At 45.8% G+C, this 23,958-nt stretch carries 19 protein-coding genes; 11 read left to right on the top strand and 8 right to left on the bottom strand.

Translation table 11 applies throughout. The features are described 5' to 3' along the window. Nucleotides 1–343 precede the first annotated feature (343 nt). The 3 genes from JXR92_RS02130 to JXR92_RS02120 all read left to right on the top strand — a co-directional run bounded on the left by JXR92_RS02130 (nucleotide 344) and on the right by JXR92_RS02120 (nucleotide 6,864). On the top strand, nucleotides 344–1,192 hold the full coding sequence (locus tag JXR92_RS02130) for a hypothetical protein (protein ID WP_005824933.1): 849 nt from the start codon (nucleotides 344–346) through the stop codon (nucleotides 1,190–1,192). Nucleotides 1,193–1,604: 412 nt separating this feature from the next. After that, complete coding sequence (locus JXR92_RS02125) at nucleotides 1,605–4,946, top strand: SusC/RagA family TonB-linked outer membrane protein (protein WP_117965614.1); 3,342 nt, start codon at nucleotides 1,605–1,607, stop codon at nucleotides 4,944–4,946. Between the two features lie 19 nt (nucleotides 4,947–4,965). Next, nucleotides 4,966–6,864, top strand: coding sequence for a RagB/SusD family nutrient uptake outer membrane protein (locus JXR92_RS02120; RefSeq protein ID WP_138344627.1), 1,899 nt, complete (start codon nucleotides 4,966–4,968; stop codon nucleotides 6,862–6,864). 77 nt (nucleotides 6,865–6,941) lie between these two features. Here JXR92_RS02120 and JXR92_RS02115 read toward each other — a convergent pair whose 3' ends face one another. Further along, nucleotides 6,942–7,949 carry an aspartate-semialdehyde dehydrogenase gene (locus JXR92_RS02115; RefSeq protein WP_117965608.1) on the bottom strand — a complete coding sequence of 336 codons (1,008 nt, stop codon included), beginning with the start codon at nucleotides 7,947–7,949 and terminating at the stop codon, nucleotides 6,942–6,944. A 154-nt stretch (nucleotides 7,950–8,103) separates the two neighbouring features. On the opposite strand from JXR92_RS02115, the gene JXR92_RS02110 reads away from it, so the two are divergent. The 3 genes from JXR92_RS02110 to JXR92_RS02100 all read left to right on the top strand — a co-directional run bounded on the left by JXR92_RS02110 (nucleotide 8,104) and on the right by JXR92_RS02100 (nucleotide 11,669). Continuing rightward, nucleotides 8,104–10,233 carry a cation:proton antiporter domain-containing protein gene (locus JXR92_RS02110; protein ID WP_117965605.1) on the top strand — a complete coding sequence of 710 codons (2,130 nt, stop codon included), beginning with the start codon at nucleotides 8,104–8,106 and terminating at the stop codon, nucleotides 10,231–10,233. A 1-nt stretch (nucleotide 10,234) separates the two neighbouring features. Beyond that, a complete protein-coding gene (locus JXR92_RS02105) occupies nucleotides 10,235–10,945 on the top strand; it encodes a tRNA threonylcarbamoyladenosine dehydratase (protein ID WP_117600250.1) in 711 nt (236 codons plus the stop codon). A gap of 64 nt (nucleotides 10,946–11,009) precedes the next feature. Continuing rightward, on the top strand, nucleotides 11,010–11,669 hold the full coding sequence (locus tag JXR92_RS02100; RefSeq protein ID WP_117600251.1) for an ABC transporter ATP-binding protein: 660 nt from the start codon (nucleotides 11,010–11,012) through the stop codon (nucleotides 11,667–11,669). Between the two features lie 62 nt (nucleotides 11,670–11,731). Here the strand turns inward: JXR92_RS02100 and JXR92_RS02095 are convergent, their stop codons facing one another. Together JXR92_RS02095 and JXR92_RS02090 are read right to left on the bottom strand one after the other, a co-directional pair. Then, a complete protein-coding gene (locus JXR92_RS02095; RefSeq protein WP_117965602.1) occupies nucleotides 11,732–12,682 on the bottom strand; it encodes a ComEA family DNA-binding protein in 951 nt (316 codons plus the stop codon). A 6-nt stretch (nucleotides 12,683–12,688) separates the two neighbouring features. Next, nucleotides 12,689–14,056, bottom strand: a complete 1,368-nt coding sequence (locus tag JXR92_RS02090; protein ID WP_117600253.1) for a sodium-dependent transporter — start codon at nucleotides 14,054–14,056, stop codon at nucleotides 12,689–12,691. Between the two features lie 103 nt (nucleotides 14,057–14,159). On the opposite strand from JXR92_RS02090, the gene JXR92_RS02085 reads away from it, so the two are divergent. Further along, nucleotides 14,160–14,543: a VanZ family protein gene (locus JXR92_RS02085; protein ID WP_005824913.1), complete on the top strand. Its 384-nt coding sequence runs from the start codon at nucleotides 14,160–14,162 to the stop codon at nucleotides 14,541–14,543. Nucleotides 14,544–14,545: 2 nt separating this feature from the next. Here JXR92_RS02085 and JXR92_RS02080 read toward each other — a convergent pair whose 3' ends face one another. Beyond that, nucleotides 14,546–15,844, bottom strand: coding sequence for a UDP-N-acetylmuramoyl-tripeptide--D-alanyl-D-alanine ligase (locus tag JXR92_RS02080; protein WP_117600254.1), 1,299 nt, complete (start codon nucleotides 15,842–15,844; stop codon nucleotides 14,546–14,548). A 184-nt stretch (nucleotides 15,845–16,028) separates the two neighbouring features. On the opposite strand from JXR92_RS02080, the gene folP reads away from it, so the two are divergent. The 4 genes from folP (at nucleotide 16,029) to JXR92_RS02060 (ending at nucleotide 20,631) form a co-directional block, all read left to right on the top strand. Next, complete coding sequence (folP, locus tag JXR92_RS02075; RefSeq protein WP_138344626.1) at nucleotides 16,029–16,880, top strand: dihydropteroate synthase; 852 nt, start codon at nucleotides 16,029–16,031, stop codon at nucleotides 16,878–16,880. 26 nt (nucleotides 16,881–16,906) lie between these two features. After that, a complete protein-coding gene (cdaA, locus tag JXR92_RS02070; RefSeq protein ID WP_005824908.1) occupies nucleotides 16,907–17,671 on the top strand; it encodes a diadenylate cyclase CdaA in 765 nt (254 codons plus the stop codon). Between the two features lie 79 nt (nucleotides 17,672–17,750). Further along, nucleotides 17,751–19,289 carry a TldD/PmbA family protein gene (locus tag JXR92_RS02065; RefSeq protein WP_117965597.1) on the top strand — a complete coding sequence of 513 codons (1,539 nt, stop codon included), beginning with the start codon at nucleotides 17,751–17,753 and terminating at the stop codon, nucleotides 19,287–19,289. A gap of 22 nt (nucleotides 19,290–19,311) precedes the next feature. Next, a complete protein-coding gene (locus JXR92_RS02060) occupies nucleotides 19,312–20,631 on the top strand; it encodes a TldD/PmbA family protein (RefSeq protein WP_117965594.1) in 1,320 nt (439 codons plus the stop codon). A gap of 2 nt (nucleotides 20,632–20,633) precedes the next feature. Here the strand turns inward: JXR92_RS02060 and JXR92_RS02055 are convergent, their stop codons facing one another. The 4 genes from JXR92_RS02055 to JXR92_RS02040 are packed head-to-tail and all read right to left on the bottom strand — an operon-like array spanning nucleotide 20,634 to nucleotide 23,683. After that, nucleotides 20,634–21,650, bottom strand: a complete 1,017-nt coding sequence (locus tag JXR92_RS02055; protein ID WP_138344625.1) for a GNAT family N-acetyltransferase — start codon at nucleotides 21,648–21,650, stop codon at nucleotides 20,634–20,636. Between the two features lie 35 nt (nucleotides 21,651–21,685). Then, nucleotides 21,686–22,600: a DUF2156 domain-containing protein gene (locus JXR92_RS02050; protein WP_117600259.1), complete on the bottom strand. Its 915-nt coding sequence runs from the start codon at nucleotides 22,598–22,600 to the stop codon at nucleotides 21,686–21,688. A gap of 52 nt (nucleotides 22,601–22,652) precedes the next feature. Further along, nucleotides 22,653–23,348 carry an LrgB family protein gene (locus JXR92_RS02045; RefSeq protein WP_005824898.1) on the bottom strand — a complete coding sequence of 232 codons (696 nt, stop codon included), beginning with the start codon at nucleotides 23,346–23,348 and terminating at the stop codon, nucleotides 22,653–22,655. Further along, nucleotides 23,345–23,683 carry a CidA/LrgA family protein gene (locus JXR92_RS02040; RefSeq protein ID WP_117600260.1) on the bottom strand — a complete coding sequence of 113 codons (339 nt, stop codon included), beginning with the start codon at nucleotides 23,681–23,683 and terminating at the stop codon, nucleotides 23,345–23,347. Before JXR92_RS02040 ends, JXR92_RS02045 begins: the two co-directional genes overlap by 4 nt. Nucleotides 23,684–23,958: the final 275 nt, after the last annotated feature.

The following is a 23,958-nucleotide window of genomic DNA, read 5'->3' as shown; positions in this document are numbered from 1 at the left end:
GGCCGAATAGTGAGACTATTCAACTTGCAGGATTGTTTCTTCTTCCATAGGCATTTTCTCTTTTTAAAGGTTCATAACTTTATATTATCTCTTGTTTTCCTATTTGTTTGCTAAGTTCAGACGGAACTTGGAATTCAGTTAGATAGTATCTTATTGTTAGTCTGTTATCGTCTTGTTTTGACTAAAACGCGGTTGCGTTGGAAAAGTGGGAATACTTTGTTGGATGATTGAGGATATGAGCAAAAGGGAGATGTATGGCCAGTAAAATGATTTTTTCTTGAAATAGCCTTGGAAAGATTAAAAAAAGCTATATATTTGTATTCAATTCTAAAACTAACTACCTATGAAACTAATTGCAGAAAGTGGTTCTACGAGAACAGAATGGGCGCTGGTTGAAGATAATCGTCTGATACAGCGAGCCTTCACAGAGGGCTTAAATCCTTTCTTTCAAACGAGAAGAGAGATTAGCCGAAGTGTGCGGTTAGGATTACCCGAGCATTTTTTCAAAAGGAAATTGGAACAAGTCTATTATTATGGTGCCGGATGTACTTCTTATGAAAAGAAAAATGTATTGGGAGCTTCATTGGTAGCACAATTCAAAACTCCAATTCAGGTAGAGAGTGATTTGCTGGCAGCTGCACGTGGCTTGTTCAAATGCGAGGCCGGCATTGCTTGTATTTTGGGAACCGGCTCAAACTCATGTTTTTATGATGGGAAAATCGTTGTAAAGAATGTCCGGGCAGGAGGTTACATCCTGGGGGATGAGGGTAGTGGTGCTGTATTGGGCAAAATGTTCTTGTCTGATGTACTGAAAGGTTTGGCTCCTAAAGATGTAACGGCGGATTTCTTTGAGAAGTTCCGTATAAGTCCGAATGAGGTTATGGAATCTGTGTATAACCGCCCGTTCCCCAATCGCTTTTTGTCTACTATATCTTATTTTTTGGCTGATTATACCAATGATGACTATGTATTTGAGCTGATTACCGGTAATCTGAGAAATTTCTTTACTCGTAATGTCTGCCAATATGACTACAAAAATTATCCTATTCGTTTTGTGGGTTCATTGGCTTACAGCTACGCGACCATTTTGCGGGAAGTTGCCCGTGAATTTGGCATCGAACTGGAAATCATTGAAGAAACACCAATGAATGGCCTGATTGAATTCCATTCTTTAAATATAGAAGAACCTTAAATTCTTTATATAATAAGGTGTATAACCTCCTTTTTGCAAATGTATAAATATAAAGTTAAATAAATGCAAAGGAATGTTCTTGATATTAAATAATAATGTATCTTTGTTAGGACGAAATGAATGAATCATTTCTCACCTTTGTTAATAACGAGTTTTTTATCTCTTAAAACAACCAATAGAGTTAAGTAATTAACAAGATTTTAACCTTGTATAATATATAACTAAGTTCCGTCTGGACTTGGTAAATAAATAGAAAAAAGAGAGATAATATAAAAATGTGAACCTTTAAATAAAGAAAACGCCTATGAGAAATTAAAGAAGCCTTCGGAAATAGTCTGACTAATCCGAACTATATGATTCCCTTACCCTAATTTTGAAAAACTGGTTTAATTAACAAAATCATCAATCACTTATGAATGAAGATCGCAAAAAACGAGGACTTGCCAATGGTAAGTTCTTTACGGCGGTGGCAATCTGTGCTCTGTTTTTAGGCAGTGGCAACGTGATGGCTGCCCAAACAGCATCCAACGACTCACAAGGAGTACAAGAACAGATGCAATCTATCTCTGTAACTGTCACAGTTGTAGATACAAAAGGTGAACCTATTATTGGTGCCAATGTCATTGAGAAAGGTACGACCAATGGTGGCATTACGGATTTGGATGGAGTTTCCAAATTAAATGTAAAGCCCGGTGCTATTCTGCAAGTATCATTTGTGGGATATACTACTCAAGAAGTTAAGGCAACTTCGGTAATGAAGGTTGTTTTGAAAGATGATACGGAATTGTTGGATGAAGTTGTCGTAGTAGGTTATGGTGCACAGAAAAAAGTGAACCTGACTGGTGCGGTGGCTTCCGTGGACGTGAACAAAACAATCGATAGCCGTCCTATCACGGATATAGGTCGTGCCTTGCAGGGGGCTGTGCCGGGATTGACCATCACTACCAACTCCGGTGAGATAGGTGGTGCGCCTACTATCAAGATTCGTGGTAGTATCGGTTCTCCAAACGGTGATTCCAAACCTTTGATTCTTGTAGATAATGTGGAAGTAACGGATATTTCTATGGTGAATCCGGACGATATTGAAAGTATTTCTGTATTGAAAGACGCCGCTTCTGCTTCTATTTACGGTGCTCGTGGTGCATTTGGCGTATTGCTGATTACCACAAAATCAAGAAGTAAACATGAACGTCTTTCTGTAAAATATACCAATAACTTCGCATGGCGTACGCCGACCAAGACACCCGAACAACTTCCGGGATGGCAGCAGGCTGATATAAACTTGCAGGGTGTAATCAATCAGACTAAGGGATCTGCCGCATTTTATAACGTAGTGGGTAATATGCGTGTGGATGCTACACATGTGCAGAAAATGAAGGATTACTGGGATAAATATGGTTATGGTGACCAGTTTGGCCGTGAGATGGAATTGGGTCGTGACTTTGAGTTCCGCGATGGCGGTATGTTCTTTATCCGCACTTGGGACTGGTATGATGAATACATCAAGGACTGGGCTCCGCAGCAGAACCATAGCCTTTCTATCAACGGTGGCAACGGAAAGACTAATTACAATATCGCTTTGGGTTATCTGAGCCAGGATGGTATGATGAAAATCAATTCGGATGATTATACACGTTATAATGCTAATATCTCTTTGAACTCTGAATTGAACAAATATGTATCTGTCCGTACAGGTGTCATGTTTACCCGTTCTGATTATGACAAGCCGTTTAATTATGGGAGTGATTTGTATGATCCAATGTACTATCTATATCGTTGGCAGCCGATGATGCCTTACGGTACTTTTGAGGGTAAGGAATTCCGCAATGCTTTGACAGAGTTGAAGAGTGCTCCTACTACAACCAAAGAACGTGAATATCTCCGTTTGGCGGGTGGTGCAACAATCAAACCTATTAAAGATTTGACAATTGATATTGATGTTGCTTACAGTACAGTGGAAAATCGCTATAAGGAGTATGGTACGCCGAGCTTGACCAGTGGTTATGAAATCTTCACTGCCCGTCCGTCTGTTGAGGCATTACGTGATTCTTATGGCAGTTATCTATCTGCTGCTACTTATGATTATGTATATCAGGAAACCGGACGCACGGAGAATCTGACAGCTAACTTCGTGGCAACTTATGCCAAACGCTGGGGAGATCATGATTTTAAGGCGATGGCAGGTTCCAGCCTTGAAAAGAGCGAATATGAATATTACTGGGCACAACGCAAAGGTCTGCTCGACCCTGCAAAACCGGAATTGAATCTGGCTACAGGTGACCAGACTACAAGCTCCTCGCATACATGGTGGTCTGTAGCAGGCTTCTTCGGACGTCTTAATTACTCTTACAAAGACCGATATATGTTGGAGTTGAACGGCCGTTATGATGGTTCCTCCCGTTTCCCTTCGGGCAACCGCTTCGGTTTCTTCCCCTCTATGTCTGCCGGTTACCGTATTTCTGAAGAACCGTTCATGCAGTCGTTGAAACCTTATTTGAGTACTTTGAAGGTTCGTGGTTCTTGGGGTATGATTGGTAATCAGGATGTAGGTACCGACCGTTATATCTCCACTCTGTCCACTTCTGTTGACAGTTGGATTATCGATGGAAAGAAAGTACAGTCAACGCAAAAACCGACTATTGTGTCTTCAACCCTTACTTGGGAGAAAGTTACTACACTTGACCTTGGCTTGGATGCCCGTTTCTTCAATGATGCTTTGGGAGTAACGTTTGATTGGTATAACCGTACTACCAGTGATATTTTGACTACTGCTAACCTGCCTGCCACATTGGGTGCTGCCGCTCCATATGAAAATATGGGTACTATCCAGACCAAAGGATGGGAGCTTGCCATTGACTATCGCCATACCTTCAAGAATGGTCTGCACTTTGGCGTGACGGCTTCTGTTGCCGATGACAAGACTGAAGTAACCAAGTGGACGTATAATACAAAGATTCCTTCTTATGGAGCTACCGGATGGTGGGATAAGAGTGCTTATAAAGAAGGTATGGTTTTGGGAGATATCTGGGGCTTGCAGTTCGACCGTTTCTTGACGGAAGATGACTTTAATGCTGACGGTTCTTTGAAAGCCGGTTTGCCCGACCAGACTAAAGTATTCCCTGCCGGTTATCAATTTGCTCCCGGTGATGTGCTTTATAAAGACCTCGACAACAACGGTGAAATCGTAAAACAGACCAATACAAATGACAAGGGTGACCTTAGTGTTATAGGTAACGCCCTGCCGCGTTTACAGTTTGGTTTGAATTTGGATGCTGCTTGGAAAGGCTTTGATATAAGCATGTTCTTCCAGGGGGTAGCCAAGAGAAAACTTTGGGCGGCAGGTAACCAGGTATTGCCAGGCTTTACTACCGGTGAACCCTTCTACAAAGGTGCTGAGGATTATTGGACTCCCGAAAACACAGATGCTTTCTATCCCCGTCCGATGGATTACCAGCAGTCTGCTTCGGGTAACTATAGCGTGAATGATCGCTATTTGCTGAATATGGCTTATCTGCGTCTGAAGACATTTACTGTGGGATATTCTCTTCCTAAGGTTTGGTTGAGTAAATTCAAGGTGCAAGGTTTGCGTGTTTATTTTACAGGTGAAAACCTTTTTACCATTGATGGTGTGAAACCTGCTATCGATCCTGAAATAGGAATACGTACGGCCAATGGTAAGAGTGACCAGCGTAACTTTGGTCGTAGCTATCCATATCAGAAGACAGTGTCGTTCGGTATTCAGCTTAGTTTATAATCTAATAGTAATTGCAGTTATGAAAAAGAAAAATTTATTATACATCGTTTGTGCGTTGGCAATGAGCTCGCTCTGCGGTTGCGACGATTTTTTGGATAAAGACCCGCAGGACAAGCAGACCAATGACACTTATTGGCAGACTGAAACTTCTTTGCGTACTTATGCGCAAGACTTCTATTCTTCCTACTTTACAGGATATGGTACCGACTATACAGTTTTTGCCGGTTATTTCTCTGGAGATGATTATACGGATGATTTTATCAATCTGAATAATGCAAATACAAACGGTTCAGGATATATTTATTTCTCCACTTCTGCCACTACGGACTGGAATAGCCGGACCGGAACTTGGTCGGATAATTATAGTGTTATTTATAAAGCCAATGTCATGCTTGAGAAGATTCCCGGAATGAATATTTCGGACGAAGCCAAGAGACACTGGGAAGGTATTGCACGCTATTTCCGTGCAATGGCCTATAGTACGCTGGCAAAGTATTATGGCGGTGTTCCTTACTACGATAAGGTGACAGACCCGGCAGACCCGACTCTTTATAAAGACCGTGATTCTTATTTGTATGTAGTGCAGAAGATACAAGAGGATTTTCAATATGCATTGGATAATGTACGTACGGATGATACGAAGCGCCAAGTCAACAAATATGTGGTTGGTGCGTATATGTCACGCGAAATGCTGTATCATGCCACATGGCTGAAGTATCACGGTACTACTGTAGGTCCTACTTCAGAGAAGGTGGCGGATGGTGATATTAAGAACTTGCTGCAAGGAGCCATTAATGGTGCAGAGGTCGTGATGAACTCTGGTATCTATTCAATAGGCAATACCTATAATGCTTTGTTTACTACGGACGATTTGGCTAACAATCCGGAAGTCATCTGGTATCGTGAATATACAAGCGGTTTGCAGTGTAATGCTTTGATGTCCTACAATGGCCCGGAAGATCAGACTCAAGGTGGTGTTACGCAAGATGTAATCAACACTTATCTTTGCAGTGACGGTTTGCCGATAGGTCAGTCTCCGCTGTATCAAGGTAAGGAAGATCCGAGTATTCAGAAGTCATTTCAAGACCGTGACCCGCGTTTGTATCAAACTATTGCCGATAGCCTCCGTATCATGAGCGCCATGGGTACAAATTATACTGAAGGTACATCACCAACGGGATATCCTACCAAAAAGTTCTTGAACGACGAGTGGTGGGTGGCTGGTCTGGATTATTGTACCGGTAGATTAAGTCCGGCTGATGCGCCGTGTATCCGCTATGCGGAAGTGTTGCTGAACTATGTAGAAGCACGTTATGAGATTGCTCAAGTGGGGGGTAACATTTTCTCGCAGAGTGACCTTGACAAGTCTATCAATGAACTCCGTGACCGTCAGTTGACGAAGTGGGGAGATACTGAAGCCAAGACAATGCCGAAAGTTCAACTGAATGGCGGCAACTTGAGTGTGAATGGGGTTGTTATCAATGACCCTGCCCGTGACCCTGATGTCAATCCGGTTTTGTGGGAAATCCGTCGTGAGCGTCGTATTGAGTTGATTATGGAAGGCCGTCGTGGTGAAGACCTCCGTCGTTGGGCCAAGTTTGAATACTTAAACTCAGAAGATGCAAATGGTTATCCTACCATGTCTTTCCTGGGTGCTTATGTCAATATGGCCGATTATCCGGAAATATCTTCAAAAGATGATTCCGGCAAGAGAGTGCTCTATCTGTTCGACCCAGAGAATCCGGGTAATGAGGATACTGAAAAAGGGTATATTTATTATCTTCGTGAAAAGGAACTTCGCATATTCAAGGCTGGTGAATTGAATTCGGAACGCTACTATTTGCGTGCCATACCGGCTGCACAGTTGACTATTTATGAGAATAAAGGTCAGGCGTTGACTCAGAACCCAGGTTGGTAATATTATAAAGTAGATTATAAAAATAAGGGATGTCCTCACAAAACGAGGACATCCCTTATTTTTTATTCATTGTTCTCTTACAGTGCCTTTTCCTTAATCAGGTATTCTGCAATCTGCACCGCATTCAGTGCAGCCCCTTTTTTGATTTGGTCACCTACAATCCAGAATGTCAATCCGTTCTCATTGCTGAGGTCCTTACGGATACGACCAACGTAAACCGGGTCTTTGCCGGCGAGGAACAACGGCATGGGATATTCTTTTTCTGCCGGGTTGTCCATCAGAACCAAGCCGTCGCCTTTGGCAAATGCTTCGCGAGCTTCTTCAGTGGAGATGGGACGCTCTGTCTCTACCCAGATGCTTTCGGAGTGGGAACGGAGGGCAGGAACACGTACACAAGTAGCACTGACTTTTACGTCAGAGTGCATAATCTTGCGTGTCTCGTTGTACATCTTCATTTCCTCTTTGGTATAGCCGTTTTCGGTGAATACGTCGATTTGCGGAATGAGGTTGAATGCCAGTTGGTAAGCGAATTTCTCAACGGTTACGGGTTCGCCTGCCAATACCTGGCGGTATTGCTCGTACAACTCGTCCATGGCAGCAGCGCCGGCACCACTAGCAGCCTGATAGGTAGAAACGTGTACGGTCTTTATATGGGAAAGCTGTTCGATGGCTTTCAGTGCCACTACCATTTGGATAGTAGTACAGTTGGGGTTGGCGATGATGCCGAGAGGACGTTCTTTGGCGTCGGCGGCATTCACTTCGGGCACTACCAAAGGTACATTGTCGTCCATACGGTAAGCGCTGGAATTGTCAATCATCACTGCTCCGTACTTGGTAATGGTTTCGGCAAATTCTTTGGAGGTGCCTGCGCCTGCGGAAGTGAAAGCGATATCAACCCCTTTAAAGTCATCATTGTGTTGCAAGAGTTTCACCTCGATCTGTTTACCGCGGAAGGTATATTTGGTTCCGGCACTGCGTTTAGAACCGAACAATACTAACTCGTCCAACGGGAAATTTCTTTCATCGAGCACTCGCAGGAACTCTTGTCCCACGGCTCCGCTTGCTCCAACAATAGCTACTTTCATTTTTCTTTTGTTTTAAATTAAGTTTATAAAAAAGTGAAATACTATCTCTAAAAAGATAGAATCGGTCGCAAATTTATAACAAAATGCTGTATAGCACCGCATAAAGTGAAAAGTTTTTCGTTATTTTGCATTCAAAACCTAAAACTTATAGTCTATGGATTGGTTTGACTTCAGCTTGAAACTTCCCATCACCGACCCTACATGGATATTCCTCCTTGTACTCCTCATTATATTGTTTGCTCCCATATTGTTGAATAAGCTTCGTATTCCGCACATTATCGGAATGATACTGGCGGGGCTTGTCATTGGGGAGCATGGTTTCAATATCTTGGTGCGTGACAGTAGTTTTGAGCTTTTCGGCAAAGTAGGCTTGTATTACATCATGTTCCTTGCCGGTCTGGAAATGAATATGGGGGACTTCAAACAGAACCGGGGCAAAGCGCTTGTACTGGGACTCTTGGCTTTTATTGTGCCCATAGGCATAGGCTTGGTAACGAATATAGCTTTGTTGAAGTATGGGGTACTGACCTCTGTCCTACTGGCAAGTATGTATGCGTCGCATACGCTGGTGGCCTATCCCATCGTGATTCGTTACGGTGTGTCGCGGCATCGCAGTGTGAGTATTGCAGTGGGGGGGACGGCGGTTACGGATACACTCACTTTGCTGGTTCTGGCCGTTGTGGGTGGTATGTTCAAGGGGGAGTCGGACGGCTTCTTCTGGGTATGGCTTGTCATAAAGGTTATCTTCCTGGGTATTTTGATTGTATATCTGTTTCCACGCATAGGCCGTTGGTTCTTCCGGAGGTACGATGACAACGTGATGCAGTTCATATTTGTGCTTGCCATGGTTTTCCTCGGAGCCGGATTGATGGAGTTTGTGGGGATGGAAGGTATCCTGGGTGCTTTCCTTGCAGGTTTGGTTTTGAACCGGCTGATTCCGCATGTCTCTCCGTTGATGAACCATCTGGAGTTTGTGGGCAACGCCTTGTTTATTCCCTATTTCCTGATAGGTGTGGGTATGTTGATTGATGTGCATGTGATTTTCGGTCATGGCGATGCTCTGAAAGTAGCGGCTGTAATGATTGTGGTGGCATTGGCAGGTAAATGGATTGCCTGCTGGCTGACGCAGAAAATATATAAAATGGGAGGGATTGAACGGGAGCTGATGTACGGATTGAGCAATGCACAAGCAGCGGCAACGCTGGCGGCTGTGTTGGTGGGGTACAACATCATTCTGCCCAATGGGGAACGCTTGCTGAACGATGATGTTTTGAATGGTACCGTCCTGCTGATTCTTGTAACTTGCGTTGTGAGTTCGTTCATTACGGAACGTGCCGCACGGAAGATTGCCATGGAGGAGGCGCATCTGGAAGAAAACCGCTCCGTGGAAGCGGAGAAGATATTGATTCCGATAGCCAACCCCGATACGATTGAAGACCTGATAAATCTTTCTTTGGTGATACGCGACCCGAAGCAACGGGATAATCTGTTGGCACTGAATGTCATCAACGACGATAGCAGTTCTGAAAGTGCCGAATTGCGTGGGAAACGCTATCTGGAAAAGGCTGCTATGATAACGGCCTCGGCAGATGTGCCGTTGAGGCAAATCACACGTTACGACTTGAATATCGCTTCGGGCATTATCCATACGGCAAAAGAATATGCGGCAACGGATGTCATTATAGGTCTGCACCGTAAGGTCAATATTGTGGATTCATTCTTCGGTATGCTGACGGAGAATCTGCTGAAAGGCTTGCATCGCGAGGTGATGGTTTCCAAATTCTTGATGCCTATTAACACAATCAGGCGGGTGATTGTGGCGGTACCTCCGAAAGCCGAGTATGAGGCGGGATTCCTGAAGTGGGTGGAACATTTCTGTCGGTTGGGGAGTACTTTGGGTTGCCGGGTGCATTTTTATGCCAATGAAGAGACTACCGCCCATCTTCAAGGGCTGGTGAAAGCCAAATATGGACAGACATTGACTGACTTTTCTCGCCTGGACGATTGGGGGGATTTACTGATATTGACCGGACAAGTGAACTTTGACCATCTGTTAGTGATTATCAGCGCTCGTCGGGGCTCCATCTCCTATGACAGCTCCTTCGAGAAGTTGCCGGCACAAATCAGTAAATATTTTGCAAACAATAGTCTGATTGTGTTGTATCCAGACCAACTGGGTGAACCGCAGGATGCGGTATCCTTCTCAAATCCGCGTGGCAACAATGAGTCGCAGCATTACGAGAAGGTAGGCAAATGGTTCTATAAGTGGTTTAAGAAAAGCTAAAATGGAAGATTGGAAACAGCGAACACAACTCCTGCTGGGAGATGAAAAGATGGAACGGCTATGCAAGGCGCATGTACTTGTCGTAGGACTGGGTGGTGTAGGTGCTTATGCGGCCGAGATGCTATGCCGTGCCGGAGTGGGGCGGATGACGATTGTCGATGCCGATACCGTGCAGCCAACGAACATAAACCGTCAGTTGCCGGCTCTGCATTCTACCCTGGGGCAGAAGAAGGCGGAGATATTGGCATCACGTTTTAGGGACATTAATCCGGCTCTGGAATTGAGAGTGTTGCCCGTATTCCTGAAAGATGAGAACATACCGGAACTGCTGGATGCTGCGGCTTATGACTTTGTGGTGGATGCCATTGATACGCTTGCTCCAAAATGTCACTTGATAGTGGAAACCATGAGGCGGCATATCAAGATTGTGTCCAGCATGGGGGCGGGAGCAAAGAGTGACATTTCGCAAGTGCGCTTTGCCGATATATGGGATACCTATCATTGTGGATTGAGCAAGGCTGTGCGTAAGCGTCTGCAAAAAATGGGCATAAAGCGGAAACTTCCAGTTGTTTTTAGCACTGAACAGGCTGACCCGAATGCCGTTTTGCTGACGGACGACGAGATGAACAAGAAGTCCACCTGTGGAACAGTGAGCTACATGCCTGCAGTTTTTGGCTGCTATTTGGCCGAATATGTAATTAAAAGACTATAGTAATAGCACTTGAAAGAAAACTATCAAATAGTAAATAGTAAATTGTCAAATTGTAAATAGCCTAGTGATTCATTTAGAGAATATAACCAAGAGTTTCGGTAACCTGCAAGTGTTACGGGGTATTGACCTGGAGATAGAGAAAGGGGAGATTGTCAGCATTGTAGGCCCTAGTGGAGCGGGTAAAACTACCTTGCTGCAAATCATGGGTACGTTGGACATGCCGGATGACGGTTCAGTGGTTATTGACGGTACACAAGTCAACCGTATGAGGGAGAGGGAACTTTCCGCATTCCGCAACCGGCATATCGGCTTTGTGTTCCAGTTCCACCAACTTCTGCCGGAGTTTACGGCTTTGGAGAATGTAATGATACCGGCCTTTATTGCCGGAAAAGGACAGCAGGAAGCCAAGGAAGCAGCTACGGAAATTCTTGAATTCATGAGGCTTGCCGAACGGGCCTCCCACAAACCGAATGAGTTGTCGGGAGGTGAGAAGCAGCGTGTGGCGGTGGCCCGTGCTCTCATTAATCATCCGGCAGTGGTGCTGGCAGATGAACCTTCCGGCAGTTTGGATACCCATAATAAGGAAGAACTGCACCAGCTCTTTTTTGATTTACGTAACCGTTTCGGACAAACGTTTGTTATCGTAACCCATGATGAAGGACTGGCGCAGCTCACCGACCGGACGATACATCTGATAGACGGGGAAATCAATAAAATGGTCTGAGCCTGTCAGTGCGGTTTTTCCAAGTTCGATATGGTGGTTTGCCTCGTTGAGAGAGTGGCATGTTATTCAAAGCAGATGTAGTGGCTGATTCTCTCTAAGTCGGTATCGGAGAATTCCTCGTAAAGTGCAAAAGGTTTCAGGCTATGAAGGTCGCCTTTCTTCTTTCGGTATTCTACAAAGGCCTTTGCCTGGTAGAAGTTGATGTAAGGATGGTTGCGCAGCCTCTCTATGCTACTATGGTTCAGGTTGATGAGGCGGATGGCTCGGGTGTCGATGGAAAACCAAGACTGCAATTGGCTGGTGTCCAAATGGATTTCTTGTAGTTGCGTGATGTCGTAGAACCCTCCCAAGCGTTGCCGGTAACCGATGATTAGACGGGCAATGCCGCTACCGATGCCTGGTATTTTCTTCAGCTCTGTGGTGTCGGCGCGGTTCAGGTCGACAAGGATTCCAGCCGGATATTTTTCCGGTGCAATTCGGGAAGTAGCAGCGCTATTATTACTCGAAGGAGAGTTATACAACTGGACGGTTCTTGTCTCTGTGTCTTCCGGAGTGATGTGGATATAGGGCAGGAGTGTCTGATATTGTTTTTCTGTCATTCCATATATTTTCCGGAAATTTTCTGCCTTATGGAACTTCCCTCCTTTACTACGGTAGCGGAGTATGTTCCGCGCCATCCATCCGGGCAGTCCCAGTCGGCAAAAAGTAACGGAGTCGGCAGTATTGGGATTGAAACGGACCAGGGAGACGGTTGTCGGTTGTTTTGGAGAGGAAGAATTAAGTCTGTTGTCCCATTTTTGTTCCTTTTCTTGTATGGATGCGATGAACGATTCGTATTCTGCCATGGCAGTGGCCTGCCGCCGGATTGCTTCATCGGAGAGAGGGCGGTGTTCTCTTTGGTATATATAAATATACCCGGAGAGAAAGACGAGAATGATGCCGATAATCAAAACCAGTATTCCGCGCCTTTCTCCCCGGGAGAAATAAAGGAATTCTTTGAAGGGGTTCTGCATGATGGCCTATTTCAGAAAACCCAGTTCATTGATAAAAATCAGTGCAATTCCTATAGGAGCAATGTATTTCAGGATGAATATCAATAGCTTGTAGACGGATACTTTCAGAGTGCCGTTGTTGCTGACTTCTTCCCATACGATTTTCTTGTCCAGATACCAGCCTATGAAGATGGAAATGAACAAACCGCCTAACGGTAACATTAGCTTGGCCGTTACAAAATCGAACAAATCGAATAGGTTTAACCCGAATACGGTATAGCTCTTGCCGATACCGAGAGACAGTGAGCAGAATACTCCTAAGAAAATACAACCTGCTGTCACATATCTGGCTGCTTTGCTGCGTGAGAACTTGAACTCTTCATGCAGATAGGCGGTTACCACTTCGTGCAGGGAAATGGTGGAAGTAAGTGCTGCCAATGCCAGTAGGATATAGAACATCAGAGACAGCAGTATCGCCAGCCAGGGAATATTGCCGAACGCTTGCTGAAAGACATTCGGTAGGGTGATGAATAGCAGGCTGGGACCCGCATCCGGTTTGATACCCACAGAGAAGGCGGCAGGGAAAATGATGAATCCTGCCAAAATAGCTACCATAGTGTCGATGGCGGCCACGTTGAGTGCCGTTTTGGGCAGGTTCGTATCATTGCGGAAATAGGAGGCATATGTACAGAGACATCCCATCCCCAAGCTCAAGGAGAAGAATGCCTGGCCCATAGCTCCAAGGAACACATTGCCGTCCACTTTGCTGAAGTCCGGTTTCAGCAGGAATTCAATACCTGCTCCTGCTCCGGGCAGAGATATAGAGCAGATGGCAAGGATTATCAATAGGACAAACAGCATCGGCATCATGATTTTGGCTGATTTTTCAATACCTTTTTCCACTCCTTTGACAATAATGAGATGGGTGGCCAGCAGGAACAGCACCAGCCAGATGACCGGACGCCAGGGGTTGCTGACAAAGCTGTTGAAGGATGCGATGAAATCGGCTGCCGATTTCCCGGCAAAACTGTTTGTGGCTGCTTCCCCGATAAACTCAAGCGTCCATCCTGCCACAACGGAGTAATATCCCAGAATAAGGAATCCGGCCAGTACGCCCATACGTCCTACCCAGCGCCAATGCGTGCCGGGTGCTAATTTTTGATAAGCCCTTGCTGTATTGGCACGCGAGCGCCTGCCGATGAGGAATTCTGCAATCATGATGGGGATGCCGAGAATGAGCACGCAAACCAGGTATACAAGGATAAATGCTGCACCTCCGTGATTCCCGGTCTCAAACGGGAAACGCCAGATGTTACCTAAACCGACTGCGGAGCCTGCCGAGGCAAGTATGACACCTAATTTGCTTCCGAAGTTGGCTCTGTCACTTTTTGTCATAAAACGTAGATTTTTCTTTCAATTCGTTATTAATACCACCTAAAACATGCAAATATAGAAAATGTTCTGTACTTTTGCGCACAGTTCGTTGATTATTTGGTATATGCTATATTATATTAAGAAATATCCGGTGTCGCTTTTTATTATTCTGACGGTGATTTATCTTTCATTCTTTAAACCGCCTTCTACAGAAATAAGCAAGATTCCCAATATAGACAAGGTGGTGCATATCTGTATGTATTTCGGCATGTCGGGAATGCTGTGGCTGGAGTTTCTTCGCGCTCACCGGAGAGACAACGCCCCTTTATGGCATGCATGGGCAGGGGCGTTTGTCTGTCCCGTTTTGTTCAGCGGAATGGTGGAGTTGCTGCAAGAATACTGCACGACATACCGCGGCGGAGACTGGCTGGATTTTGCGGCCAATACCACGGGAGCGGTGCTTGCATCAATGGTCGGCTATTTCATTTTAAGGCCAAGGATGAAATAGGATTATAAGTATTCAACTACGGAACTTAGCTTGATGCCGTTCGACCCTTTTATCAGAATTGTTTTCCCACAAGGTTTCTCTCTTTGCAGCTCTGCGATGAGTGCGGTTACATCGGGATAACTCTGATAAGAGTGGCGTGTGGCGGCAAACAATTTCCCAACAAGAGCTACGTCCTTGAATCCGCATTCTTCCAGATAGTCTGCAATCTTCTGGTGCTCGTCGGCACTGTCTTTACCCAATTCCCGCATATCTCCCAATATCAGCATTTTGTTTTTGGCCTGCATGTTCCGGAAGTTACTGATGGAAGCCATCATGCTTGTGGGATTGGCATTATAGGCATCGATAATCAGTGTGTTGTCCGCTGTTTTTTTCAGTTGTGAACGGTTGTTTTGTGGGGTATATCCGGCCAGTGCTTTATCTATTTGCTCCGGTTCCACACCAAAAAAATGTCCGATGGTGACAGCTGCCAGAGCATTGGGGAAGTTATATTCACCGATAAGTTGGGTTTGTACTTCGTGATATTTGCTTTCGTTTCCCGTTTTCCACTCGAAGGTGAGGTAAGGAGAATTGCCGGTGACGTGTCCGTTGATGTACAGCTCGTCCTCGCTGCCGTAGGCAATCTGGTGGAGTCCGTAGGCTATCTTTTTCAAGTAGGGGTTGTCGTTATGGATGAAGATGGTAGCTTCTTTCCGCGTCCGCAGATAGTCGTACATCTCTCCTTTGGTCTTGATGACTCCTTCAAAAGAGCCGAATCCCTCCAGATGGGCTTTTCCTACGTTGGTAATGATTCCGTAGTCAGGTTCGGCTATCTCTACCAGCTCCTTGATGTCTCCCGGGTGGCTGGCGCCCATTTCCACTACGGCAAGTTCGTGTTCAGGGCGCAGGCGGAGTAAGGTGAGGGGAACACCGATGTGATTGTTCAAATTTCCCAAGGTATAGAGCACGTTGTGAGTTTGCGAAAGTACGGTGGACATCAGTTCCTTGGTAGTGGTCTTTCCGTTTGTACCCGTAATGCCGATGATGGGTGTACGCATCTGCCGACGGTGGTAATTGGCAAGTTGTTGCAAGGTTTTCAAGCTGTTTTCCACCACGATGTATCGTGTATCGCCTGCGGGGGCATAGGCTTCTTCATCTACTATGGCATAAGCACTTCCGCTTTCCAGCGCCCGGGCGGCAAAGGCATTTCCGTTGAACGACTCGCCTTTCAGTGCAATGAATAAAGAACCTTGGGGGCAGTTACGGCTGTCAGTAGTGACACTGGTACATGTTAGGAATATCTGATGTATAGCTGTTATATTCATGACTTTATAATTAAATCAATCTGTGTGAATCTGTGTAATCTGTGGTAAACCATCGTGCAAAGATATAGTTTTAATCCTCTCCCTTCCCGGGTACAAGCAAAAAACTTATCAGTTTTATGAGTTTATGTATTTTGAAACCACTTTTTTGTTTACATTTGCAGGTACTATATAGAACAGACTGCCTATGGAAATTACAACTGCCCGATATATAAATGTCAACGGTTCGCTGCTTGACCTTTCTCAACCCCGTGTCATGGGCATACTGAACGTTACTCCAGATTCCTTTTATGCCGGTAGCCGTACACAGACAGAGGCGGAAATAGTACGCCGGATGAAACAGATAGTTTCGGAGGGAGCGGCCATTATTGATATAGGCGCTTACTCTTCCCGTCCCAATGCCGACAATGTCTCTGCCCGGGAGGAGATGGAACGGCTGCGTATGGGGCTGAAAATACTTTTTGAGATACAGCCGGATGCTGTGGTGTCGGTAGACACTTTCAGGGCGGATGTGGCAAGAATGTGTGTGGAGGAGTATGGGGTTGCCATCATCAACGATATTGCGGCCGGTGAGATGGATGCGGATATGTTCCATACCGTTGCGGCGTTGAATGTGCCTTATATTATGATGCACATGCAAGGCACTCCGCAAAGTATGCAGCAGCATCCTCATTACGACAATCTTCTGGAAGAGGTTCTCTTGTATTTTGCACGCAAGGTGCAGCAATTGCGTGACTTAGGTGTGAAAGACATCATTCTGGACCCCGGTTTCGGCTTTGGAAAGACAATAGAGCATAATTATGAATTGCTGTCCCATCTGGAAGATTTCCGTATTTTTGAGTTGCCTTTATTGGTAGGTGTTTCACGTAAATCGATGATATACCGCTTGTTGGACATTACTCCTCAGGAGGCGCTGAATGGTACTACGGTGCTCGATACCATCTGTCTGCTGAAAGGTGCTGACATTCTCCGCGTACACGACGTGAAAGAAGCCGTGGAAACCGTACGGATTGTGCAAGCTATGCGAAATAATTCCTAGTCCCTAACCCCTAATCATTCGATATCGTGTTTTTTGAATTTGGAATAAAAGATTTTATAGATATTCTGTTAGTGGCTTTTTTGCTGTACTATACGTATAAGCTGATGAAAGCCTCCGGTTCTATAAATGTGTTTACGGGTATCCTGGTGTTTATCTTGATATGGCTGGTGGTATCGCAGGTGCTGGAGATGAAATTGCTCGGTTCTATCTTCGACAAGCTGGTCAGTGTAGGCGTGCTGGCGCTTATCATTTTGTTTCAGGACGAGATACGGCGCTTCTTGCTGACACTCGGCTCGCATCAGCATGCCAGTGCGCTGGTGCGCTTCTTCACCGGTAACAAGAAAGAGAAGCTGGAACATGACGACATCATGCCGGTGGTAATGGCATGTATCAGTATGGGGAAGCAGAAGGTTGGTGCCCTGATTGTCATTGAACATAATCTGCCTTTGGATGATGTGGTGCGTACGGGAGAGATTATCAATGCCGATATAAACCAGCGTCTGATTGAGAATATTTTCTTTAAGAACAGTCCGTTGCACGATGGAGCGATGGTTATCAGTAAGAAACGTATCAAAGCGGCGGGATGTATCCTGCCTGTTTCCCATAATCTGGACATTCCTAAGGAACTGGGGCTGAGGCATCGTGCTGCCATGGGGATTTCCCAGGTGTCTGATGCGCATGCCATCATTGTATCGGAGGAGACCGGAGGCATTTCAGTGGCTTACAAAGGACAATTCTATCTGCGTCTGAATGCAGAGGAATTGGAAAGTTTGTTAACAAAGGAAAGCTGAGGTGTGACAAAATCTCCTATTTTTACGTCATATAACTATGATATAAAAAACAATATCTTATAACTAATAACTGAAAAGGATGGATAGACGAAATTTCTTGCGGACGGGAAGTCTGGCGATGTTAGGTTCGCTGGCAGTACCCTCGTTGGCTATGCCTGCGTCAGTACGCGGAGCTTTAGGAGGAGCAGATAATCAGTCTGCCGTAGCTTCGGCAATGGTTCACTTCGGTGTGACGGAGGCTGACTTGAAGAAAGTGATGGCTGCCGCTCTGGAAAAAGGCGGCGATTATGCTGACCTTTATTTTGAACACACATTCAACAACAGTGTGGTTCTGATGGACGGCAAAGTAAACAACTGTGGAGCTAACATTGACTTCGGTATGGGCGTACGCGTATTGGCAGGCGACCAGACGGGTTATGCTTATGTGGAAGGGGTAACTATGGAAGAAATGCTGCGTGCTGCACGTACTGCTGCCCGTATCGCCTCTTCGGGCAAGGCCGGAAAATCTGTAGGACTGACGGAAAAGACAATTGCCAAAAGCCGCTATGCCGTCACTGAACCTTGGGAGGACGTGAGTGTCAAGGCAAAAATACCTTATTTAGAAAAGCTGAACGAAAAGATTTTCTCTTTGGACAATCGTGTACGTAAGGTGCAGGCTTCTCTTTCTGACAGTACATCGCACGTGCTGTTCTGTAATTCCGAGGGCGTGAGCTACTACGACTACCGTCCGATGGTTTCTTTTATGGCAGTCTGCATCATGGAAGAGAATGGAAAGATGGAGAACGGTTATGCTGGTCGTTCTTACCGCAAGGGTTTTGAATTCATGACGGATGACATCGTGGATATTATTGCACGTGAGGCGGTGGATAAGACTGCTATCTTGTTCAAGGCTGTGAAACCCAAAGGTGGCGAAATGCCCGTCGTGATGGGGGCTGGCGGTTCGGGTATCTTGTTGCACGAAGCCATAGGACATGCTTTTGAGGCTGACTTCAACCGTAAACGTACTTCCATTTTCTGCGACCTTTTGGGAAAGAAGGTGTGCGATGAGCATATCAACGTGGTGGATGACGGTACCATCGCCTTCAATCGTGGAGCCGTGAATTTCGACGATGAGGGTGTGGAAGGTCAGAAAACCTATATCGTGAAGGAAGGTATCCTGACCAGTTATCTGCACGACCGCATCAGTGCCAAGCATTATGGGGTGGCTCCTACTGGAAACGGACGTCGCGATACTTTCCGTAATACTCCTATCCCCCGTATGCGTGCCACTTATATGGAAGCCGGCAATATGAAGGAAGCGGACATTATCTCCACCGTGAAGAAAGGTATCTATTGTGACCAGTTTACCAATGGCCAGGTGCAAATCGGTGCCGGAGACTTTACCTTCTTTGTGAAGTCGGGTTACTTGATTGAGGATGGCAAGCTGACGCAGCCCGTCAAGGATATAAATATCATCGGTAATGGTCCGAAAGCATTGGCTGACATCACGATGGTGGCAAATAACGATAAGATTGACAACGGTACTTGGACTTGTGGTAAAGACGGTCAGTCTTGTCCCGTTACCTGCGGTATGCCATCGGCACTAGTCAGCAAGCTGACTGTAGGAGGAGAAAGTTAATTATCAACTATCAATTAAAGACATGATTACAGACGACAATAAGAAATTGGCACAATGGGCAATGGAATATGCCTTGAAGAACGGTTGCCAGGCAGCCAAACTGGTGCTATATACAAATTCTAATTCTTCTTTTGAACTGCGTGACGGCAAAATGGACCGTTTGCAGCAGTCTACGGAGAATGGTTTGGGATTGAATCTTTATGTGGACGGACGTTTCGGCTCTTTTTCCACCAATCGGCTGGATAAGAAAGAATTGGAAACTCTTATCACGAATGGTATAGAGTCTACCCGCTATCTGGCGGTGGATGAGTCGCGTATGCTGGCCGACCCTGCACGCTACTATAAAGGAGGCAAGCCTGACTTGCAGCTTTTTGATAAGAAACTCTATGAAGTCAACCCGGATGATAAAGTGGCGATTGCCCGTGCTGCTGCAGAGGAGGTATTGGGCAAGGATGAGCGTATCATTTCGGTTGATTCTTCTTATAGTGATGGTGAGGGTTCTTCCTATCGTTTGATAAGCAACGGATTTGAAGGCGAGTCGAAGAGTACCTGGTTCTCTGTCTCAGCCAGTGTATCCATTAAGGGAGAAGGTGAAGCGCGTCCTCAGGATTACTGGTACGACTCGGCTCTGTTCTATGATAAATTGACGAAGACGGGAATCGGTGCCAAGGCATTGGAACGCGTATTGCGCAAGCTGGGACAGAAGAAAGCAAAGTCGGGTAAATATACAATGGTGGTTGACCCTATGAATGTGGGAAATCTGCTCAGCCCGATGCTAAGTGCATTGTATGGCAGTGCTCTGCAACAAAAGAATTCCTTCCTGATGGACAAGCTGGATGCGAAGGTGGCTTCGGACCTCTTCACGTTGCGTGACGAGCCGCATGTCATCGGTGCAAACGGTTCGCGCTACTTCGATAATGAGGGTGTGGCTACTGAACCCCGCACTGTCTTTGATAAGGGGGTGCTGAAAACTTATTTCATCGATACCTACAATGGTAAGAAGATGAATATGGCTCCTACTATCAGTACGCCTTCACGCCTGATTCTGGTACCGGGTGATAAAGACCTGAACGGGTTGGTGGCAGATGTTAAACAAGGCATTTTGGTTACGGGCTTCAATGGCGGTAACAGCAATAGCAGTACCGGTGACTTCTCTTATGGTATAGAGGGGTTCCTTATTGAAGACGGTAAGCTGACACAGCCTGTCAACGAAATGAATGTGACGGGTAACATGGTTGCTTTGTGGAATTCCTTGGTTGCTGTGGGCAATGACCCTCAACCAAACCGCTCATGGCAGATTCCTTCGTTGGTATTTGAGGGAGTCGACTTCAGCGGATTGTAATGCTAGTTCAACATCAAGCTCATATATGGGCTTGATGTTGCAAATATTTTTTCGGTGAGTTCACCGATTGTAAGTGCCAAGTGGCTGCCTGGCAGACGCTTGGCACTATTCATACATTTACCATTGTTGAGGTAGTAGTAACCGTTATTGGCACTGACTTGCTCATCAGTAAGATGAATGCTGAGTTCCAGTTCCGGATGGACCGTAGCATAGAGTTGCAGCATGGTTTTGGCATTGATGATGCGTGCCATGCCCAAAAGTTGGCTTTTATCGGTAGTGGGAGGAGTGAGAACCCGGATGGACGGGAGATTCAGGCTTTGGCAGATATGTTGAAGCAGTAAAGTGTTTGTTACGGGAGTATCCGACACGATTTCTCCAATGCGCCAGTTGGCTTTCCCTATCGGATAGGTAATGGCCAAAGCCGTGATTTCCTTCCCATTGCTCAAAGTGCAAACGAAGCCCTGCCCCAGTTGTAAATCGGCAATGATAACCTGAAAATCCTCTTTCGTATGCTGAATGCAGCAAGGGCGCTCCCGCAATTTCCGGTCGAGATATTCATATCTTTTTTCACTATACTCGGCAGACATTTCCAAAGTAAGGCCCGTATCGGCTGCCGGTATGCCGGAAGCGATAAAAGTCTCTTCGGCATAGCGGAATACGGGTGCATAACCACTGCGGGCATAGTAGTCGAACAGCCACGGCTCTGCCGGTATCAGGGTGGATAAGGCGACATTATTGTGTAGCATCCGTGCAAAGGCTTGTGATAACAGCTCGTGCATTACGCCCCGGTTACGGTAATCAGGGTGTGTGCAAGCGCCGGATATATAGGCTGTATGAATATCTTCTCCTTCGAACGTCATAGGATAAGGCAACATTTGTAGGGAGGCAATCACTTCTTCGCCGCTTTGGATGGCAATATTGATATCATTGTTGTAGCGGAGCCGAAAATACAATTCAGTAAATTCCTCACTATCATTGAAACAGAGCTTCCATAGCTTCTTTACCTTTTCCCGCATCATCAATCCCTTATTCTTTTAATCCTTAATCCTTACTCTCACCACTTAATCGCTTCCACCGGCTCGTCTTTCAGACATGCCACGTATTTTTCCAGAATAATGGCAGGCTGGTACGAAAGTTTGGCCTTGCGCAATCCTTCAATACCCAAATCCTCTTCACGGTTGAGGTAGACATATTGTTCGGGGATGTGGTTGGCAAATTCATAGTTAATCATTGCGTATGCTCCGTCTATGCTGGTATCGGCCTTTTCCACATGTACCCCGAAGGTATCTTGGTTGATGGGCATTCCGAAAGTGAAGGCGGCAATTTTGCCGTCTACATGCAGGATGCCTCCGGTCAGTCCCAGTTCTTCAAAATTGTGGAGGGCGTAGACCAGTGCGCGACGTTCGTTGCCCGTTCCTTCATGCTGGTCGCAGTTGTTGGCCTTACACCATTCAGCTTCCAGGTCCAGACATTCCTGGATGCGGTCGGGAGTGATGGGAGTATATTCGTAATTATAGGTGCGTTTAAATTTGTTGACATGATTCCGTTTGGACTGGAATTTCTTTCCGGCAAGCGTAGCGAGCTCTGTACGCAGATAGAGGTAATCGGCATAATCCCGGTCTGCTGTGAACTGGAATTTTCCGGGCATGAAGGCTTCCAGTTCCGAGCACATGCCCGAACATATTCCCAGCAGGCAGAAAGGTTCTCCTTCCCGGTGTGCGTCTTCGACCAGTGCGTCCAGTACTTTTGTCAAATCTCCGTTGCCTATCGGCATCATGTACACCAGTTCGTCGTTTGCCCAGAATTTCAGTAGGAGGAAGCCGTCCATGATGGCAAACTTTGTATTGTATAGAAAACGCCAGCTGCATAGGTTGGAGAAAGAGAGGTCGCAATTCCGTCGCGGACTGTTCTGTGTATAGGAGGTAATCAGTTTTTTGTCTTGTAATTCGATATCTTTAAATGAAATCATACGTTGTTTTTAGTTGGTTATGATTATAGATAACAAAAATAAGAAGATTTTGTTAGAGTAGCCCTAATAATCGCAGGATAGTTGGGGTCAGCAATGCTGTGAAGATACCGTTCAGGGTCAGGCCGAGGCTGGCGAATGCGCCGTATTTGCGGCTGATGTCCATGGCAGTGGAAGTTCCTACCGCGTGGGCGGCGGCTCCCAAGGAAAGGCCTTGTGCCATAGGACTGCCGATGTGGGTCAGTTTCATGGTCTTGAAGCCCAGTATTCCTCCCAGTAAGCCTACGCAGACCACTACGGCGGCGGTAAGTGAGGGAATGCCGCCCAGCGACTTGGTTACTTCCATGGCTATCGGCGTAGTGACCGACTTGGGTGCCAGGGAGTAGATTATCTCGTCGGAAGCCCCCATCAATTTAGCTATCAGCACGACAGAGATAACTCCCACAATGCAGCCGGCAAGTTGTGACAGCATGATGGGGAGCAGTTGTTTCTTAATCGTTTCCAATTGGAGGTATAGGGGGACGCCCAGAGCTACAACAGCGGGCTTTAGCCAGAATTCTATCAGATGTCCTCCTTCATTGTAGGTCTCATAACTGATATGTGTCATCTTCAGGAAGACAATGAGGATGGCGATTGTCAGCAGGATGGGGTTCAGCAACATGATGCCGGTCTTTTTCTGCAGGAGTTTGGCTAGAAAGAAAATCCCGAAGGTGACAGCCAATAGGAAAAATTCGTTTTCTAAAAAGTTCATTTGATTTTACGTGTTAGTTGGTGAACCCATCCGGTGACTACAATCACCAGCAGGGTGCTGATTATGGAAGCGGTTACTATCGGCCAGAACTCGGAGGCGATGACATCGAAGTAAAGCATGAGGGCTACACCGGGCGGTACAAAGAAAAAGCCCAGGTTGGCAACCAGGAAGTCGGACATACCCTGCACCCAGTGCAGTTTAATCCAACCCAATTTCAAGAATAGGGTGAGCAGCAACATACCGATGATGCTGGAAGGCAACTTGATACCTGTAAGGAAAACAATCAGTTCACCCAAAGCTAAGCATCCGAAAAGGATGGCGCATTGACGAATCATACTATTATAATACCTATTGTTATATGTTGAAAACGCTGCAAAGGTAGGTATTCTATGTATTGCTTGTTATCGTTATAACCTGATTTTTTTCATGTCGTTTGCAGAGTCGGGTAGGTTATTCCTGCCGGACGGGTAATTGTTTGTTGCAGAGGGGTACGTGCGCGTACACACGAATGCGGGGAACAGCTAATGTTAAATAATATAATAATTATGGACTGAACAGTAAAAAGACCGACATTTGCAATGTAGATATTGCAAAATTGTGTACTTTTGCG

The sequence above is a fragment of the Bacteroides parvus genome, assembly GCF_017309675.2.
GTDB lineage: Bacteria > Bacteroidota > Bacteroidia > Bacteroidales > Bacteroidaceae > Bacteroides > Bacteroides uniformis.
This window is presented reverse-complemented; position numbering and strand designations above follow the sequence as displayed.

Coding starts and splice junctions, on each gene's coding strand:
- JXR92_RS02130 (WP_005824933.1), top strand. CDS start 344: ATGAAACTAATTGCAGAAAGTGGTTCTACGAGAACAGAATGGGCGCTG.
- JXR92_RS02125 (WP_117965614.1), top strand. CDS start 1,605: ATGAATGAAGATCGCAAAAAACGAGGACTTGCCAATGGTAAGTTCTTT.
- JXR92_RS02120 (WP_138344627.1), top strand. CDS start 4,966: ATGAAAAAGAAAAATTTATTATACATCGTTTGTGCGTTGGCAATGAGC.
- JXR92_RS02115 (WP_117965608.1), bottom strand. CDS start 7,949: ATGAAAGTAGCTATTGTTGGAGCAAGCGGAGCCGTGGGACAAGAGTTC.
- JXR92_RS02110 (WP_117965605.1), top strand. CDS start 8,104: ATGGATTGGTTTGACTTCAGCTTGAAACTTCCCATCACCGACCCTACA.
- JXR92_RS02105 (WP_117600250.1), top strand. CDS start 10,235: ATGGAAGATTGGAAACAGCGAACACAACTCCTGCTGGGAGATGAAAAG.
- JXR92_RS02095 (WP_117965602.1), bottom strand. CDS start 12,682: ATGCAGAACCCCTTCAAAGAATTCCTTTATTTCTCCCGGGGAGAAAGG.
- JXR92_RS02090 (WP_117600253.1), bottom strand. CDS start 14,056: ATGACAAAAAGTGACAGAGCCAACTTCGGAAGCAAATTAGGTGTCATA.
- JXR92_RS02085 (WP_005824913.1), top strand. CDS start 14,160: ATGCTATATTATATTAAGAAATATCCGGTGTCGCTTTTTATTATTCTG.
- JXR92_RS02080 (WP_117600254.1), bottom strand. CDS start 15,844: ATGAATATAACAGCTATACATCAGATATTCCTAACATGTACCAGTGTC.
- folP (WP_138344626.1), top strand. CDS start 16,029: ATGGAAATTACAACTGCCCGATATATAAATGTCAACGGTTCGCTGCTT.
- JXR92_RS02065 (WP_117965597.1), top strand. CDS start 17,751: ATGGATAGACGAAATTTCTTGCGGACGGGAAGTCTGGCGATGTTAGGT.
- JXR92_RS02060 (WP_117965594.1), top strand. CDS start 19,312: ATGATTACAGACGACAATAAGAAATTGGCACAATGGGCAATGGAATAT.
- JXR92_RS02055 (WP_138344625.1), bottom strand. CDS start 21,650: ATGATGCGGGAAAAGGTAAAGAAGCTATGGAAGCTCTGTTTCAATGAT.
- JXR92_RS02050 (WP_117600259.1), bottom strand. CDS start 22,600: ATGATTTCATTTAAAGATATCGAATTACAAGACAAAAAACTGATTACC.
- JXR92_RS02045 (WP_005824898.1), bottom strand. CDS start 23,348: ATGAACTTTTTAGAAAACGAATTTTTCCTATTGGCTGTCACCTTCGGG.
- JXR92_RS02040 (WP_117600260.1), bottom strand. CDS start 23,683: ATGATTCGTCAATGCGCCATCCTTTTCGGATGCTTAGCTTTGGGTGAA.